Origin of the sequence: Pseudomonas cerasi (assembly GCF_027983475.1) — a bacterium.
GTDB classification, from domain to species: domain Bacteria; phylum Pseudomonadota; class Gammaproteobacteria; order Pseudomonadales; family Pseudomonadaceae; genus Aquipseudomonas; species Aquipseudomonas cerasi.
In genome coordinates this window covers 337,494-354,607 of sequence record NZ_JAQJVM010000002.1, presented here as the reverse complement: position 1 = coordinate 354,607, position 17,114 = coordinate 337,494, and the positions used below count along the sequence as shown (strand labels likewise).

Sequence of the window (17,114 nt, the reverse complement as noted above, 5' to 3'; positions counted from 1 at the left end):
ACATGTCCATTTCAAAGACGTTGATTGACGAAGCCACCGTGTGGCGCCGCACCCTCCACGCCGCGCCGGAACTGGGGTTCCAGGAGCTGAAAACCTCTGACAAGGTGGCTGAGTTGCTGAGCGGTTTCGGCATCGAGATCCACCGAGGTCTGGGCGGCACTGGCGTGGTTGGCACCCTGCGTAATGGTGACGGGCCGACCATCGGCCTGCGTGCCGACATGGATGCCTTGCCGATTCAGGAGCTGGGCGACAGCGTTCACAAGTCGACCCACAAGGGCTGCATGCACGCCTGCGGTCACGATGGCCACACCGCGATCCTGCTGGCCACCGCCAGGCATCTGGCCGAGACTCGCCGCTTTCGCGGCACAGTGCATTTCGTCTTCCAGCCTGCCGAAGAGAACCTCGGCGGCGCACAGCGAATGATCGAAGACAGGCTGTTCGAGCGCTTTCCGATGGAAGCCATCTACGGCCTGCACAACTGGCCGGGTGTGCCTGCGGGCAAGGTTGTGATCAATCCGGGTCCGATGATGGCCTCGCTCGACACCTTTGAAATCACCCTGACCGGCAAGGGCAGCCACGCGGCCATGCCGGACAAGGGCAATGATCCGATCGTGGCCGCAGCCGAGCTGGTGCTGGGGCTGCAAACCATTGTCTCCCGGCGCCTGTCACCGCTCGACTCGGCGGTGGTCAGCATCACTCAGTTCAATGCCGGTGAGGCGATCAACGTGATCCCGGAAACCGCCACGCTGCGTGGCACCGTGCGTTGCCTGCAAACCCCTGTGCGGGAAAAGGTCCAGCGACTGATCGGCGAGTTCGTCGAGCGTTTGCCGACGGCCTTCGGCGTGCGCGGCGAACTGGTTTACAACGTCGGCTACCCGGTGACCGAAAACCACGTCGAAGCAGCAGCCACGATCCGTCGTGCAGCGGTCGCTGCAGTGGGCGAGGCCAACGTGCAGTGGGGCTGCAACCCGTCGATGGCCTCCGAAGACTTCGCCTTCATGCTGCATGCCTGTCCGGGTGCCTACATCTGGATGGGCGTCGACGGCGAGAAGCCGTCGGCGGCGTTGCACAATCCGTACTACGACTTCAACGACCAAGTGATTGAGCCCGGCGTTGCGGTCTGGACCTCGCTGGTGGAGCAGTGTTTGCCGCTGAGTTGAATGGCTCGCATACATATGTCGTAGGAGTGAGCTTGCTCACGAAAGCAATGGTCCAGACGCCCTTTTTTATGGGATTTACTGGCCTCTTCGTGAGCAAGCTCACTCCCACCGGGAACGGACTCCGTCAAGGTGCCGCGAGCAATTCCACTGCAATACCGGATATGTCCGGCAGGCAGGTCAGCAGGTGGTCGCGCAGTTCCAGTACTCGCTGGCGCTTGAAGCTGTCCTGCAGCCAGACCAGGTAATAGGCATCTCCGGTGCCAACCGCCGAGTTGAACGGCAGAAAAACCTGGCCTTCGTTCAGGTCATCAGCGACTAGAAACAGATCGCCAATCGACACACCGTGCCCTCTGACCGCGGCGGTAATGCCCTGATCAAGCGTGTCGAACACCTTGCCTTTGCTCAACGTCACCTGACCGGAGAGGTCCATCCGGTTCAGCCAGCGCCGCCAGTCGCGGCGGTCGCTGGACGGATGGATAAGTTCAGCGGCCTGCAGCCTCTCTGTTCCCCACGGCTGGTCGCCTAACGTGTCTGCCGAGCAGATCGGGATCAGCCACTCATCGAACAGCTTGCAGGTTTCCACCTCGGCACCAAAGTTGCCATTGCCCAGCAGAATCGCGCAGTCGAAAGGCTCCGAATAGAAGTCCACGCTATCAAAGTCCATCCACACGCTGGACAGCTGAACCGGCAGGGCGGGCGCAGGCTTTTTGAAGGACTCCAGCGCGTGCAGCAGCCAGCGCATGGTCAGGGTGGACGGTGATTTGAGGCGCAGATTCGCGCCCTGACCCCGGAAGGGCTGGCAAGCGTCCTCGATAATCCGGAAGCCGATCTTGAGCTGGCTGGACAGCCTCCGGCCCTCGTCACTGAGCGAAAGCCGCGGGCCATTGCGCTCGAACAATCGACAGCCAAGGGTTTCTTCCAGGGTACGAATATGACGGCTGATGGCACTCTGGGTAAGAGATAGCTCCTGCGCAGCACGCGTAAATGAGCATGATCGGGCCGCTACTTCAAAGGCTCTCAGCGCGTAAAGAGGCGGTATACGTTCAGTCATGTGATAACTAACCATGATTATTTGTCATAGTAGGTTACACCTTTTTCCATTTTTCCGCGCACGCGTCTCCGGTCAGAATCGCCGGCTCGTCCACTGTCGTAAAAATCAAACAATAAGGCGGTGTTCTTATCTGCTGCGTGCGTGAGGGAATATGCTGCCCAAGTCCGAAAAGCTGTTGCGCCAATCTGTTGTAAGACATTTGCTGGAAAGTGACACCGCCCTGGAAATGGGCTGGCGGGTTCAGGCTTACAGGCAGTTCGAGCAGGTGCTGAGTGACAAGGGCTTCCCTTGTCTGTTTGGACGCCGTGCCAACAAGTCCGGAAGTTGTCTGCTGCTGTTCATCCCCTGTGAGAATGAGCAACAAGCGCTACGTGACGGCATGGAAGCGTACGTGAAGTTCGTTAATGACACACCACTTGAAGATCGCCTGTTCAACCCGTTGATTGTCATTTTCGAGAAAACCGATTTCAACAGCCTGGCCGAAGAACAGGCCTATGCCTGGGCCACCCTGCAACATTTACATGAAGGTGACCGATCACCCTGGCCGGCCAACGCCTGCACAGACCCTGAAGTGTTCGAGTGGACCTATCACTTCGCCGGACTGCCGATGTTCATCAACATGAGCTTTCCCCCGTCACAGCGCGATGAAAAGCCGTTCGCTGGGTGGGCACATTGTGTTTGTGGTCAACCCTCGGGAGAACTTTGACGAGGTGGCAAGCGCCGAGACGGAAAGTGGTCGCAAGGTCAGGGAAAAGATTCGCCAGCGAATCGCCGATTACAACAACGGCGTGGTACCCGACACGCTGGGTTTTTTCGGCGACCGTAGCAGCCTGGAATGGAAGCAATATCAACTGTATGAAGAAGGCGGGCTTTCACTGTCCCGTTGTCCTCTGCACATCAAAGTCGACAAGACTGACCATTTGAACGAGCGTTGAGTACCCATGGATATATCGTTGCTGCTGATCTACATGTTCAGCGTGTTCATGCTGATCATCACCCCTGGTCCGGTGGTGGCACTGATCGTCAACACCAGCCTGGCGTGCGGGCCGAAACGCGCGATGTTGACGGCGCTGGGCACCAACTGGGCGTCACTGGTGCTGGTGTTGGTCGCGGCATTGATTCTGACGGGAACACTGTCGGTGAGCGTAAGCATGCTCAACTGGATCAGCCTGGTGGGCTGTTTCTTCATCGCTTACCTGTCGGTGCAGGCGCTGGAACAGGCGTTGCGTTACGCCCCGTCGCGGCCTGAAACAGCGCCAGCGCCGATGCCTGCGCATAGCAGGCACAGCGGGCTGGTGACCGGTTTTCTGGTCGGAATTTCCAATCCGAAGGACATCATCTTCTTCGTCTCGTTTTTCCCGCAGTTCATTCACGTCACCGAATCGTTCAAGGGCAGCATCGCCTTGTTGTCGTTGCTGTGGATCATCATTGATCTGTCTATCCTGTTCGCCTATATCTTCCTGATGCGCCAGAAACTGGCCTTGAAGTACAAGCGCAAGATCGAAGTCGCCTCCAGCGTGACCTTGCTGCTGATCGCGCTGGGCGGGATCCTCTATTCGGGCTCGACACTGTTGAATCAGTAAACGCCTGCGCCCATCAGCACTCGATCAGGTTGACCGCCAGGCCGCCGCGTGAGGTTTCCTTGTATTTGTCGTGCATGTCGGCGCCGGTGTCGCGCATGGTGCGGATGGCGTGGTCCAGCGAGATGTGATGCTCGCCGTCGCCGCGCAGGGCCATCTGGGCGGCATTGATGGCCTTCACGGCAGCAATCGCGTTGCGCTCGATGCAGGGGATCTGCACCAGCCCGCCGACAGGATCGCAGGTCAGCCCCAGATTATGCTCCAGGCCAATCTCGGCAGCGTTCTCCACCTGCTCGGGCGTTGCGCCGAGGATCTCTGCCAGACCGGCGGCGGCCATCGCGCAGGCCGATCCTACCTCACCCTGACAACCGACTTCGGCACCGGAAATCGAGGCGTTTTTCTTGCACAGAATGCCGACCGCAGCGGCGCTCAGGAAAAAGCGCACCACGTCATCGTCATTGGCCGTGGGTTTGAATTTCATGAAGTAGTGCAGCACGGCGGGCACGATGCCAGCCGCGCCGTTGGTGGGCGCCGTCACCATGCGCCCGCCTGCGGCGTTTTCTTCGTTGACCGCGAGGGCGAAAAGGTTGACCCATTCCATGGCGCTCAGCGTCGAGCCGATCACGTTGGGGTTATCGAGGTTCTGCAGGTTCTGATGCAGGCGGTAGGCACGCCGCCGCACGTTCAGGCCACCGGGCAGGATGCCGGTTTCCACCAGGCCCTTGTCGACGCAGGCGCGCATCGCGGCCCAGATCACCATGATCTTCTCGCGGATTTCTTCCTCGCTGCGCCAGACCTTCTCGTTGGCCATCATCAGTTCGGAAATGCTCATGCCGTGGGTCTTGCACAGCTTGAGCAACTGCGCGCCGCTGAAAAAATCATAGGGCAGGACGGTTGTGTCGTTGTCCAGCACGCCGCTGGCGGCCTGTTCGGCGTCGATCACAAAACCGCCGCCCACCGAATAGTAGGTCTGCTCGTAAAGTTCGCCGTTCTTGCCGTAGGCACACAGGGTCATGCCGTTGGGGTGGTAGGGGAGGCTTTCATCGAGCAGGCACATGTCCCGCTCCCAGACGAAGGTGATGGCCTGTTCGCCCGCCAGCATCAGCTGGTTATCGGCACGCAGTGCGTCGATGCGCTGGTTGACCTGGCTAGGGTCGATCTGATCCGGCCACTCACCCATCAGGCCCATGACTGTTGCGCGATCGCTGCCGTGACCGATGCCCGTGGCCGACAGAGAACCGTACAATCGCACCTCGATCCGTTCTACGCTGTGCAACCGGTTGTGGTTGCGCAGCTCGGTCACGAACAGCGCACCGGCGCGCATTGGCCCTACGGTGTGGGAACTGGACGGCCCGATGCCGATTTTGAACATGTCGAAGACGCTGATAGCCATCACGAAGGTCCTTCAGGTGAGATGATGCACGGGAATTTGGTATTCCCCTTTTTCTGTTACTCATCTTTGGCTTCGGCTGTCGAAACGACAAACGATTGTTGCTATGCAACGCTTTAGCGGAACTCTTCAATGAGCAGAATCTTCAACGCACAGATGCACGCCTGGCTACAGGTGTTCGCCTGCGCGGCCCGTCACCTGTCCTTCACCCGCTGCGCGGAAGAATTGCACGTCACCCCCGGCGCGATCAGTCAGCAGATGCGCCAGCTCGAGGAGCGCCTGGGCTTTGCGCTGTTTCACCGGGTCGGGCGCGGGCTTGAGCTGACCGCGGAAGGTCAGCGTCTGGCGGTGGTCGCCAACGAAGTGCAGAGCCGTATCAGCGAAGAACTGCGCCTGCTGTATTCCGGGCGTATCGGCGGGGTGTTCAAGCTGCGCTGCATTCCATCATTCCTGAGCAAATGGCTGATGCCGCGCCTGCCACGCTTGCAGGCAGCGTTTCCGGACATCCAGTTGCGGATCATTGCCGAGGACAGCAGCGGGTCGTTGCGTGATGACGATTTCGATCTGGCCATCGACCTGAACGACGGCAGCTATCCGGGGTTGTCGACTACGCCCTTGCTGGAGGAGGAGCTGTTTGCGGTCTGCTCGCCAGACCTGCTGGTGGGCAAGCCGCCGCTGGATACGCCCAGTCAGCTGGTGCACTTCCCGTTGCTGCACGACATCACCGCCTGGCGCGGCAGCTATGAATATGCGGAGTGGGAGTTCTACCTGACGGCCATCGGTGCCGATGGCATCGACGTGCGTCGCGGCCACACGTTCAATCGTAATCATCTGACCATCGACGCCGCGCGTATGGGTATGGGCGTGGCCATTGCACGCAAGGCGCTGATCACCGATGAGCTGGAGCAGGGCTTGCTGATCGTGCCGTTCGGCCATCCGATAAAGGCCAGAAAGAAATACGTGCTGGCCTATCGCGAAGGGGCGCTCAGCACCCCGTCACGTCGCGCAGTGCATGACTGGCTGGTGAACGAGGCGCTGGGCTGATTCGATCCGAATCATTCGGTGCGAATCAATGAAACAGCTCGGCGATCAATACCGCGCCAATGAACGTACCGAAGTTGGCCAGGAACGACACCAGCACAATCCGCCAGCCCAGGCGGCGGAAGGCCGGGAGGTCCTTGGCAATCGACAGGCCGGCGAAGGTCAGCATCGGGGTAATGACCGCCAGCAGGTTGATCGAGCTGGTGACTCGCGCAATCTCGGCGGCCCAGGGGCAGGCCGGCGAGGTCAGGAACATTGCTACCAGCGACACCATGCACACCGCGGGGATCTTGCGGCGAAGCAGGTTGCACAGCACCTCACCCGCGAAGGCGCAGAAAATCATGATGCCCATACCGGTGAGGGCATCGGCTGACAGGGTCTTGTAGCCGACATAGTTGGCAATCAGCGCCAGTGCACCCGCCGCCAGCCAGGCACTGATCTTGCCCGACCAGCCCAGCTCCGGCACCTCCAGCGACACGTCGCTGTGGCGCAGACCTTCCTCGCTCATGGACGCCTTGGTGGTGCGGCCGATCAGCGGCTCGAGCACACGGTAGCCCCAGACCGCCAGTGGCAGGGAGATGAACAGGGTGAAGTAGGTGCCGATGGTGGTGGTGATCAGGTTCGAGGCTGCCGCCAGAGTCATGACTTCCTTGGCGACTTCTGGTGTCTGTTGCGCGGCAATCGCCCCGGCAGCGGCGGCCATCATGCTGCCCGAGCCGATGCCTGAGCCCATCGCCAGCGAGTTGGGATGGAAGATCCCCAGGCTGGCGATAAACCCGGCGACAATCGCAATGAACAGCGCGCCGAACAGGGTGCCCGTCAGGTATTCGGCCAATACACCGCGACCCTCCGGAGAGTCCATGCCATAGCGTTCGCCGATGATTGCCAGGCTTGGTTCACGGCCGACCGAGAAGGTCGCACCGATGGCTTCGCGCTTGATACCGAGCATCAACGCCACCGGCAGACCGAGCACCACGGTGCCGACGAAGTGGCCGAACTCCTGAAACATCAGCGCCCATCCGGAAGCGAACACCACCGGCAGCGAGCCGCCGACCACCAGGCCGAGCTTGGCGATGAAAATCAGCAGGGCAGGTTGCAGGATGGAGGCCGAGCGCAATTGCGTACCGTGGTCGATACCAATGGTGCCTGGCATACGGCGACTGGCAAGGCCGATCATCGCGCCCAGCAGCAGCGCCCAGACCATCGGTAACAGCACCACTTTGCCGGGGCCCAGCGGGATACTGATGGCACCGATCATTTCGGCAATGATGAGGATAATGGCGGCCCAGACATACAGTTTCACCGTCGATGAAACGGCCTGATTGTCACCCGACACTGCAGCGTGTGAGTTTTGCATGATGATCCCCTTGCCTGCTGAATGGCCTTTTTCAGGCCTTATCAATCGTTATTCTGTTTTTCAGGTCGGCGCGGTGAAGCGCCAGGGCAGCGTTGAAAAGTCCATGAAGTCATGGAGACCGTTATCCGGCCAGGTATTTTTATGAGGTCTGAATGTGATCCAGACCCAGGCTGCTTCGAGCCTTTGCAAGGGGATCACCGGGTGCGCTATTTGAAGGGATGAGCCTTTGAATACGGCACTTTGCTGTCCACACGCAACCGCAGTATGCATAGCACGAGGTTGCACACCAATATTGCGAATTTTATTTATCGTTGCTTTAAACAGAACGCAGAACGCTAAGGGAATGTGACGCAGAGCGCTCATCATTATGCACAAGTCCGCTTTTGATTCTGGCCGAAGGCCGTAGGAGCGAACTCGTTCGCGAAGACGATGTTGGCTATCGTGCCGACGCTCCGCGTCCTCTTGGCGACGCAGAGCGTCGAGACCTGCATTCCCACGCGGAGCGTGAGGAACGATAGTCTCAACTCCGTGCCGAAGCTCTGCGTCGATATGCACGGACAATCCGATTATCGTGCGACGCTCCGCGTCGTCATGCAGCTCCGGACGCTCCGCGTCCTCTTGGCGACGCAGAGCGTCGTGAACTGCATTCCCACGCTGGAGCGTGAGGAACGATAATCTCAACTTCGTGCTGACGTCCCGCGTCGGTGTGTACGGATAATTCAACTATCGTGCAGCCCCTGTCGCTCTCACTAATCAGTAGGCGGGACTGCTCAGTTCCAGCGCCCTGGCGCATTCCTCCAGTGAGCGCCGCTGGGTGTCGGCATACAGGTCCAGTTCGTTGAGCGTCCCGCGTCCCAGTGCCTGCTCGAAATCCTGCTGATTCGAATTCGTCGCGTAGTGCGCCTGTGCGTTATCGCCCAGGTTGGACTGGAAAATGCCCGCCGCACTGACCGGCAAAAAGTCTTCGTACACCAGTGGCTCGAAGCGCACGTGACCTGCTTCGACAAGCTGCTCCAGACTGCCGGATGCACGCTCGGCAATACCTGATTCGGTCGGGAAATAGCGGAAGTAGGCCAGGCCCTGCCTGCGCATTTCAGCGTGGCTGTCCGGAAACGCCTCGAACGTGTTTTCCAGCAGCTCGGCATAGCGCAGGGCATTCGCCTCATTGGGGAACTCACCCAGCGCGTCTCGGGCCTCGTTCAGCAGCCGGTCATACAGCTCGCGACCTTTGGGGGTCAGTGCAGCGCCACGCTGTTCGATCTCGCCGAAGCGTGCCGAGTGGCTACCCGACTGACTGCCACCCTGGCCCATGAAGGCAATCGGTTCTTCCAGCGCCTTGAAGCTGGTCTGGCGCAGCAGAATCGGGCACTGGCGACGTGGCGGCCCCTCGACCACCGCCTTGGGTGTGATGCCTTTGCCGGGCATACCGGCCTGAACCGCATCAATGTCCAGCGTGCGTGGCGTCAGGTGGTTGATGTGCGGACCTCGAAACGCCACCACATCGGCGATCAGGCGATGCTGAGTGTTCAGCTTCTGGTAGTCGTCCAGCGAAACGGTCGCCATGTTGTGCCAGCGAAAGGTTTCCAGCGCCTGCTGAATGAACTCGGCCGCATCGGTTTCGCTCAAGCCGCCGTCTGCTTCATGCTTGTCGATCAACGCTAGGGCGCCGGGCGTGAAGATACTGCGTTTGCCCAGCACCTGACCGGCGAACTCACGCAGGCTGTCGCTTTCGATCAGTTCCAGACGCAGCAACGAGGTGAACACGCGAAACGGACTGACCTGCAGCGCCTGCTCATGCACGGCGCGAAAGGCGGTGGAGTGAACCGGCACGCCGGCCGCGCTCAGGTCGTAGTAACCCACCGGCTGCATGCCCATGACCGCGAACAGGCGGGCGAGGGTGGCCAGTTCCTGTGCCGTGCCGACGCGGATTGCACCGTGCCGTTCCATATCCAGGCGCTGGATTTCACCGGTCTGGCGCAAACTGTCCAGCACGCTGCTGTCATGGTTCATGACCTGTTCGTTGACTTCACTCACCAGCGCCATCAGCGTGCCGTACAGCGGCACTTCGTGCTTGTACATCTGCGACATGGCGCGAGAAAAGCCCGCGCGGATCTGGTCCGGGTCGGCAAAGCGTGCTGTGCTCATCAGGGTGTTTTCTCCGTACGGGTTCAAGCCAGCGCTGCCAGGCAGCGCTCGAAAATATCCAGCCCTTCGTGCAGCACGTCGGGCTCGATGGTCAGCGGGATCAGCAGGCGGATGATGTGCCGCGACTTGCCGCTGGGCATCAGCAGCAGCCCGGCGTCCCTGGCCAAGCTCAGCAGCTCGGCGAGCTGTCGGGTGCCGGGCTCGCCCTCCGGCGTGATCAGTTCGATACCGCGCATGCAGCCGACACCGGTCAGCCTGCCCAGATACGGCGACAGTTTGCTCGTCCGCCAGGCTTCATAGCGTGAAACGATAGCGTGCTCCTGCTGCTCGCCCCAGCTGGACAGGTTGGCATCGGTCATCTGCGCCAGTGACGCGAGGCCCGCTGCGCAGCCGATCGGGTTACCGGAATACGTGCCGCCCAGGCCGCCCTTGGGCAGGTTGTCCAGCAACTGCCTGCGACCTACCACCGCGCCCAGCGGGATGCCGCCCGCAATGCTTTTGCCCAGCAGAATCAGATCCGGCTCGATGCCCAGACGACTGAACGCAAAACGCTGCCCGGTACGGCCGAAGCCGGACTGGATTTCATCGGCGATCAGCACGATGCCGTGTTTATCGCAGAACGCTCGCAGTGCCTGGGCAAAGTCCGGCTGCATGGCCAGAAAACCGCCTTCGCCCTGAACCGGTTCGAAGATGATGCAGCCCACGTCGTTGACGTCGATCTCGACGCTGAACAGCCGGTCCATGGCCTTGAGCGCCTGCTCGGTGGACACGCCGTTGTCCTTGCTGGGGAACGGAATGTGAAAGACCGGACCGGGCAGCACGCCGACTTTCTGTTTATAGGGCGCTACCTTGCCGTTGAGGTTCAGGGTCGCCAGCGTTCGGCCATGAAAGCCGCCGTCAAAGGCGATGACCGCCGTGCGGCCGGTGGCGCCGCGTACGATCTTCAGCGCATTTTCGGCCGCTTCCGCACCGCTGTTGGTGAGCATGCCGCTGAGGGGGTAACTGACCGGTACGAACTGCGTGAGCTGCTGCATGAAGCGGATATACGGGTCATGAGGCGTGGCGTTAAAGCAATAGTGGGTCAGCTTTGCCGCCTGATCCTGAATTGCCGTGACCACCTGCGGGTTGCAGTGCCCCAGATTGAGCACCCCGATGCCGCCGACAAAGTCGATATAGCGCTTGCCGGTGGTGTCCCAGACTTCGGCGTTGCGGCCGTGGGAAAGCGTCATGTTGTGGACAAACGAAATGGATTCGCTGATGTGTTCGCTCATCGGCCTGGCCCTGACTCCGGGTGATCATGATGGCCTTATCCAAACAAACATCGGGCCGCGCTCGCAAACGAAATAAAATCACCGGGTCATTCCAATAATTCCCGATGTAAGGGCTTTTATGGCTATTAACGATCAGGAGTTCATTCCTAAAAGGAATCATGTTTTTCAAAAACGTCGTTTGTAGCCCGACCCTGAGTAGCTTGATACTGAGGTCATCGATGATTTCCACCGGGTTCATGACAGGAGAATCAACATGGTTGCCGAGTTATTAGCACGTCTGGGCGTAGCGAACAGTGCCCACACACAAGGGGACTATCCGGTTTACACCCCGATTGATGGCAGCCGGATTGCCTCGGTCACGCTTGAAGACAAGGCACAGGTCGTGGCGCGTATCGACAGCGCCCACAATGCGTTTCTAAAGTGGCGCACAGTACCTGCGCCACGGCGTGGCGAGCTGGTGCGGATCTTTGGTGAAGTGCTGCGTGAGCACAAGGCTGATCTGGGCGAACTGGTGTCGGTCGAGGCCGGCAAGATCACTCAGGAAGGTCTGGGTGAAGTGCAGGAAATGATCGACATCTGCGACTTTGCCGTCGGTCTGTCGCGTCAGTTGTACGGCCTGACCATCGCCTCCGAGCGTCCCGGTCATCACATGCGCGAAACCTGGCACCCGCTGGGTGTGGTCGGCGTGATCAGCGCGTTCAACTTTCCGGTTGCGGTCTGGGCCTGGAACACCACGCTGGCGCTGGTCTGCGGCAACCCGGTGATCTGGAAGCCTTCGGAAAAGACTCCGCTGACGGCACTGGCCTGTCAGGCGCTGTTCGACAAGGCGCTGAAGATTTTCGGTGATGCGCCGGCAGCACTGGCGCAACTGGTGATCGGTGATCGTGACGCCGGTGAAGCGCTGGTCGACGACCCTCGCGTGCCACTGATCAGCGCCACCGGCAGCACCCGCATGGGCCGTGAAGTCGGGCCGCGTGTCGCCGCCCGTTTCGGGCGCAGCATTCTGGAGCTGGGCGGCAACAACGCGATGATTCTGGCCCCGAGCGCCGATCTGGACCTGGCCGTGCGCGGCATTCTGTTCAGTGCGGTAGGCACCGCCGGTCAGCGTTGCACCACGTTGCGCCGCCTGATTGTGCACCGCTCAATCAAGGACGAAGTGGTCGCCCGCGTCAAGGCAGCCTACGCCAAGGTGCGCGTCGGTGATCCGCGCGAAGGCAATCTGATCGGCCCGCTGATCGACCAGCAAGCGTTTTCGGCCATGCAGAACGCGCTGACCAAGGCCCGCGACGAAGGCGGTCAAGTGTTTGGTGGCGAGCGTCAGTTGCAGGACAAATACCCGAACGGCTACTACGTCACGCCGGCCATTGCCGAAATGCCTGGCCAGAGCGAAGTCGTGCGTCACGAAACCTTCGCGCCGATTCTCTACGTGCTGGTTTACGACGACTTCGAAGAGGCCTTGCGCCTTAACAACGAAGTGCCGCAGGGCCTGTCGTCGTGCATTTTCACTACCGACCTGCGTGAGGCCGAGGCTTTCCAGAGTGCCGCGGGCAGCGATTGCGGTATTGCCAACGTCAATATCGGCACCAGCGGTGCGGAAATCGGCGGGGCATTTGGTGGCGAGAAGGAAACCGGTGGGGGGCGCGAGTCCGGCTCCGATTCGTGGCGCGCCTACATGCGCCGGCAGACTAATACCGTCAACTACTCCCGCGAGTTGCCGCTGGCTCAGGGCATCGTTTTCGACTGATGTGAACCGGGCGCTTATTGCCGACATTGCTGGAGCTTTTCGATGGTGCAGTTTGCTGAAGGCTGTCTGTGGGAACAATTGACTCCGCAACGTCCGGTCAGCCCGGCCCTGAGCGGTGAGCGGAGCGCCGACGTGTGCATCATCGGCGCCGGGTTCACCGGTCTGTCGGCGGCGTTGCGCTTGCTGGAAGGCGGCAAGTCGGTGTGCGTGGTCGAAGCGCATCAGGTCGGGCATGGCGGTTCCGGACGCAACGTCGGTTTGGTGAATGCCGGGACCTGGGTGGCGCCTGATCAACTGGACAAGGTACTGGGCAGTGTCGAGGCCAGCCGATTGAATGGCGCGTTGGGCGCGGCGCCGGCACTGGTGTTCGCGACCATCGACAAGTACCGCATCGATTGTCAGGACACTCGCACCGGCAACCTGCACATGGCGCACAACGCCAAGGGTCTGGCTGATCTGCGCAGCCGTGCCGCACAGTGGCAACGGCGTGGTGCCAACGTTGAATTGCTGACCGGCAAACCCTGCGAAGACGCCTGTGGCACCGACAAGGTCAGCGGCGCCTTGCTCGATCATCGCGCAGGCACGGTGAACCCGATGGCTTATGTCTCGGGCATGGCGCTTAACGTGGTAGCGCAGGGTGGGCAAGTATTCGGTGATTCTCCTGTCAACGGCTTGCAACGCACCGCTGATGGCTGGAAGGTCTCTACTGCTGCGGGCAGTGTGCGCGCCGAGAAAGTAATCATCGCGTCCAATGCCTACACCGAGGGCGAGTGGACCGACATCAAGGATCACATCTTCGCTGGCTATTACTATCAGGTCGCTTCGCAGCCACTCAGCGGTGCCGAGCAGGCGCAGATTCTGCGCGGCGGGCAGGGTTCGTGGGACACGCGCACGGTGCTCAGCAATATTCGTCGCGACGCTCATGGGCGCCTGCTGCTGGGCAGCCTGGGTAACGCCGGCAATTATCCGCTGTGGTTCATTCGTCAGTGGGCGGATCGCGTCCAGCAGCATTACTTTCCGCAACTGGGCCGGGTCGAGTGGCAGAGCACCTGGACCGGGCGCATCGGCTTTACGCCGGACCACTTGCTGCGCCTCTTCGAACCTGCGCCAGGCTTGCTGGCGGCGACCGGTTTCAATGGCCGGGGGGTGACCACCGGGACACTGGTGGGCAAATGCTTTGCCGATTACCTGCTGAGCAACGACGCGGCTGCGCTGCCGGTGAGCTTTTCAAGCGGTAAAAAGGTTTCGGGCAGTTCGCTGCGCAGCCTGGCCTACGACGCGGGTTTCACCCTGTATCACGCCGGGCAATGCCTGCGCGTGGTGCTTTGAGCCGAGCAGGGTTCAGCTCGTCCTGCTCTTGATGCGCAGCTCTGCACACAGTCCGCCCTGCGCCGAGTTGCGCAGGTGCAGGCTGCTTTCCAGTTTGCGCACGATCATGTCGACGATCGCCAGCCCCAGTCCTGCGCCGTTGCTGTGACCCTGGCTGTAGAAGCGTTCGAACAGGCGCGCCTTCTGCTGTTCGTCGATACCAGGCCCAGCGTCTTCGACCGACAGGTGCGCGCTGCCATCTTCCTGGGCGTGCAGGGCAACGCGAATCTCGCTGGCGGTCGGGGCGAAATTCAGCGCATTGGTCAGCAGGTTCTGCAGGGCAATGGTGATGGCTGCCGGGTCGCTGCGGATCACGCAATCCTCGCCTTCTTCAAATACCAGATCGACACGCTTCTCCAGTGCCAGCGGCGTGAGTTCGGCCATTTCCTCGCGTACCAGCGTGTTCAGCTCGAAGGTCTGTAACTGACTGACTTCAAGGCGCGGTTCCAGGCGTGCCATGGTCAATAGCTGACTGGCCAGGCGGGCGGCGCGGTCGACGCCATGCACGAGAAAGTCCAGCGCTTCCAGGCGTTGCTCCGGGGTTTCGGCCTGGCGCGCGTTCTGCGCGTGGATACGCAGGATGGTCAGCGGCGTGCGCAATTCGTGGGCCGCGTCAGCGATGAAACGTCGCTCGCGTTCCAGCACACTTTCGATCTGGGTCAGCAGGCGGTTGAGCGCGTACTGCATGGGCTCCAGTTCTTTGGGCAGGGGCGTTACATCAAGCGGTTCCAGGCTCTCGGCATCGCGCTTGCGGATAACTCTGGCCATTGATTGCAGCGGGCGCAGGCCCCAGCCGATGGCCAGCCAGATCGCGACCACCAGCAGCGGCACACCGATCAGCGCCGGCCACAGCGTGTGACTGACAATGCGCTGAATCAGGTCTTGGCGTACGTCATCGCGCTCACCCACCCAGATCAGAAAACCCTGCTGTGGATCGGCGAGGAGAAAGCCGCACCACTCGTGTCCGTTTTCGACTAAGTCGTGGGAGCCTTCGGTTGCGGGAGGTGCGCTGAGCAGCGGGGCTTCGGCCGAGCGCACCAGCAGCTCGCCCGAGGTACGCCAGACCTGAAAGGTCAGCCGGGTTTCGTAGGGGTGGGCCACGCCGCTGGTGCCAACCCGGCTCATGGCCTGATCGAACGCCTGATACAGCTTGTCGAGATCCTGCTCACCCGCTGCGCGCTGACGTAGCACACCCTGCAGCAGACGCGCGCTCTGGGCCAGTTGTGCATCGTAGACTTCTTCGATTTCGTGATGGCTGTCGCGCAGGGCGAGCAGGCTGATCGTCAGGTCGCCGAGCAGCAACAGCATCAGTACCGGGATCAGAATACGCGCGCGTACCGAGGTCATGCCTTGAGCTCCAGCAGGTAGCCGACACCGCGCACGGTGCGGATCAGCTCGGTGGACAGTTTCTTGCGCAGGTTGTGAATCAGCACCTCCAGCGTGTTGCTTTCGACCTTGTCCTGCCAGCCGTACAGGGTATTGGACAAGCGCTCGCGGGTGACCACCTTGCCGGGACGGATCATCAGTTGATGCAGCAACTGGTATTCCATCGGCGTCATCGGTACTTCGCTGCCCTGAAAACTGACCTGTTGCGACGCCGGGTCGAGGCTGATGCCGGCGTGTTCCAGCAGCGGTTGCGCACGGCCCTGGCTGCGCCTGAGCAGGGCGCGGACCCGGGCTTTCAGTTCATCGACGTCGAATGGCTTGATCAGGTAGTCGTCCGCGCCGGCATCCAGACCGGCAATACGGTCGGCAGTCCCGTCGCGTGCGGTCAGGATCAGCACCGGCAAGGTAAGTGCTTCGGCGCGCAACTGGCGCAGCAGGTCCAGGCCATCCATGCGCGGCAGTCCAAGGTCGAGCAGCAACAGGTCGAATGGCTCGCTGCGCAGGGCGTGCAGCGCGCTCAGCCCGTCCTCCAGCCAGTCGAGGGTATAGCCCTCGGTATTCAGGGCCACGCGAATGCCTTGACCAATGGCTCGATCATCCTCGACGAGAAGCAGGCGCATAGGGCTTTGACCGGTGAGTGTGGGGAAGGGCGCCATGATGCCGTCAGCAGGCAGCAGCGCGAAGTGCCGTGTGTCCGGGAAGATGTTACGAGCTATTACGTATTAAGCTTTTCCTAAGATTCGTTTCGCACAGTAGGCGCTCCTTAACTGCTTGCGAGTATCTGTCATGCGTAAAGTCCTGCTGATTTCCTTGTGTCTGGCCAGCCCGCTGGCACTTGCCGGCCCGCAATGCACCACGGCTGACAAATCCCAATGGCAGGATCAGGCCAAATTCCAGGAGCAGCTCAAGGCTCAGGGTTACGAGATCAGCAAGTTCAAGGTGACTGACGGCAACTGCTACGAAATCTATGGTTTCGACAAGGACAAGCGCAAGGTCGAGATCTATCACGATCCGGTGACGGGTAAAGCGGTGAAGACCGAGACCAAGTAATGAGCCGTGTTTCCCTGCGCCTGTGGGACCCGCTGGTCAGGCTGTTTCACGTCTCGATCGCGGGTGTCTTCGTTGCCAATTATTTCTTCAATGAAGCAGGTGGCGACTGGCACATCTGGCTGGGCTATTACGCGGTTGCCTGGCTGGCGGTGCGCGTGGTGTGGGGATTCATCGGGCCGCGCAGCGCACGCTGGAGCGATTTCTGGCCACATCCGGCGCGCCTGCGTGCGCACATCCGCTCGCTGATCGACCGGCGGCCGATGCATCGGCTCGGCCATTCCCCGCTCGGCGCGTTGGTCATGGTACTCATGATGGTGCTGATCTTCGGCATGGGCCTGACCGGTTTTCTGATGGAAGAAGTCGATGCCCTGTGGGGCGTCGACTGGCCGCAGGACATCCACGAAATTCTCGCCAACACTTTGTGTGCCTTGGTGGTGCTGCACATGGCCGCCGCCATCTTCGAAAGCGTTCAGGTGCGTGACAACCTGCCCTTGTCGATGCTGACAGGCAAGCGACGCCCGTTGCCCGAAGATCGCCATCGCTGAAACCACACCTTTGTTCCTCTTTACAG

15 protein-coding genes and 1 pseudogene are annotated in these 17,114 nt (G+C 60.8%); 8 read left to right on the top strand and 8 right to left on the bottom strand.

Features of this window, described 5'->3' with window-relative positions; all coding sequences use genetic code 11:
* Positions 1–2 precede the first annotated feature (2 nt).
* Positions 3–1,160 carry a M20 aminoacylase family protein gene (locus tag PI739_RS10695; RefSeq protein WP_054080897.1) on the top strand — a complete coding sequence of 386 codons (1,158 nt, stop codon included), beginning with the start codon at positions 3–5 and terminating at the stop codon, positions 1,158–1,160.
* 124 nt (positions 1,161–1,284) lie between these two features.
* On the opposite strand, the gene PI739_RS10690 is transcribed toward PI739_RS10695, so the two are convergent.
* Positions 1,285–2,211 carry a LysR family transcriptional regulator gene (locus PI739_RS10690; protein ID WP_032609679.1) on the bottom strand — a complete coding sequence of 309 codons (927 nt, stop codon included), beginning with the start codon at positions 2,209–2,211 and terminating at the stop codon, positions 1,285–1,287.
* A 151-nt stretch (positions 2,212–2,362) separates the two neighbouring features.
* Between PI739_RS10690 and PI739_RS10685 the strand changes: the two are divergent.
* Both PI739_RS10685 and PI739_RS10680 read left to right on the top strand, forming a co-directional pair.
* Positions 2,363–3,146, top strand: a pseudogene (locus tag PI739_RS10685) (YqcI/YcgG family protein).
* A gap of 6 nt (positions 3,147–3,152) precedes the next feature.
* Positions 3,153–3,794 carry a LysE family translocator gene (locus tag PI739_RS10680; RefSeq protein WP_003434619.1) on the top strand — a complete coding sequence of 214 codons (642 nt, stop codon included), beginning with the start codon at positions 3,153–3,155 and terminating at the stop codon, positions 3,792–3,794.
* 13 nt (positions 3,795–3,807) lie between these two features.
* On the opposite strand, the gene PI739_RS10675 is transcribed toward PI739_RS10680, so the two are convergent.
* Entirely contained in the window at positions 3,808–5,184 is a 1,377-nt protein-coding gene (locus PI739_RS10675; protein WP_003369966.1) for an L-serine ammonia-lyase, read from the bottom strand.
* A gap of 129 nt (positions 5,185–5,313) precedes the next feature.
* Here PI739_RS10675 and PI739_RS10670 point away from each other — a divergent pair, with 129 nt between their 5' ends.
* A complete protein-coding gene (locus PI739_RS10670; protein WP_003314779.1) occupies positions 5,314–6,225 on the top strand; it encodes a LysR substrate-binding domain-containing protein in 912 nt (303 codons plus the stop codon).
* A 25-nt stretch (positions 6,226–6,250) separates the two neighbouring features.
* Here PI739_RS10670 and PI739_RS10665 read toward each other — a convergent pair whose 3' ends face one another.
* From PI739_RS10665 to PI739_RS10650, 4 genes are all read right to left on the bottom strand, one after another.
* Complete coding sequence (locus PI739_RS10665) at positions 6,251–7,579, bottom strand: DUF3100 domain-containing protein (protein WP_003434622.1); 1,329 nt, start codon at positions 7,577–7,579, stop codon at positions 6,251–6,253.
* Between the two features lie 60 nt (positions 7,580–7,639).
* The gene (locus PI739_RS10660; protein ID WP_129484940.1) at positions 7,640–7,945 is read right to left on the bottom strand and encodes a hypothetical protein; all 306 of its coding nucleotides are present in this window, start codon (positions 7,943–7,945) and stop codon (positions 7,640–7,642) included.
* 387 nt (positions 7,946–8,332) lie between these two features.
* The gene (hglS, locus tag PI739_RS10655; protein WP_054080898.1) at positions 8,333–9,724 is read right to left on the bottom strand and encodes a 2-oxoadipate dioxygenase/decarboxylase HglS; all 1,392 of its coding nucleotides are present in this window, start codon (positions 9,722–9,724) and stop codon (positions 8,333–8,335) included.
* A 23-nt stretch (positions 9,725–9,747) separates the two neighbouring features.
* Positions 9,748–10,995, bottom strand: a complete 1,248-nt coding sequence (locus PI739_RS10650; protein WP_054080899.1) for a 2-aminoadipate transaminase — start codon at positions 10,993–10,995, stop codon at positions 9,748–9,750.
* A 253-nt stretch (positions 10,996–11,248) separates the two neighbouring features.
* On the opposite strand from PI739_RS10650, the gene amaB reads away from it, so the two are divergent.
* Together amaB and amaA are read left to right on the top strand one after the other, a co-directional pair.
* On the top strand, positions 11,249–12,739 hold the full coding sequence (gene amaB, locus PI739_RS10645; RefSeq protein ID WP_054080900.1) for an L-piperidine-6-carboxylate dehydrogenase: 1,491 nt from the start codon (positions 11,249–11,251) through the stop codon (positions 12,737–12,739).
* Positions 12,740–12,781: 42 nt separating this feature from the next.
* Complete coding sequence (gene amaA, locus PI739_RS10640) at positions 12,782–14,068, top strand: L-pipecolate oxidase (protein ID WP_003434635.1); 1,287 nt, start codon at positions 12,782–12,784, stop codon at positions 14,066–14,068.
* Between the two features lie 12 nt (positions 14,069–14,080).
* Here amaA and PI739_RS10635 read toward each other — a convergent pair whose 3' ends face one another.
* Both PI739_RS10635 and PI739_RS10630 read right to left on the bottom strand, forming a co-directional pair.
* Complete coding sequence (locus PI739_RS10635; protein ID WP_003434638.1) at positions 14,081–15,454, bottom strand: sensor histidine kinase; 1,374 nt, start codon at positions 15,452–15,454, stop codon at positions 14,081–14,083.
* A complete protein-coding gene (locus PI739_RS10630; RefSeq protein WP_003349281.1) occupies positions 15,451–16,113 on the bottom strand; it encodes a response regulator in 663 nt (220 codons plus the stop codon). The genes PI739_RS10635 and PI739_RS10630 overlap by 4 nt, the downstream gene beginning before the upstream one ends.
* A gap of 166 nt (positions 16,114–16,279) precedes the next feature.
* Between PI739_RS10630 and PI739_RS10625 the strand changes: the two genes are divergently transcribed.
* Together PI739_RS10625 and PI739_RS10620 are read left to right on the top strand one after the other, a co-directional pair.
* Positions 16,280–16,543 (top strand): PepSY domain-containing protein, encoded by a 264-nt coding sequence (locus PI739_RS10625; RefSeq protein ID WP_003349279.1) that lies wholly within the window; start codon positions 16,280–16,282, stop codon positions 16,541–16,543.
* Positions 16,543–17,088 carry a cytochrome b/b6 domain-containing protein gene (locus PI739_RS10620; RefSeq protein WP_054080901.1) on the top strand — a complete coding sequence of 182 codons (546 nt, stop codon included), beginning with the start codon at positions 16,543–16,545 and terminating at the stop codon, positions 17,086–17,088. Before PI739_RS10625 ends, PI739_RS10620 begins: the two co-directional genes overlap by 1 nt.
* Positions 17,089–17,114 lie beyond the last annotated feature (26 nt).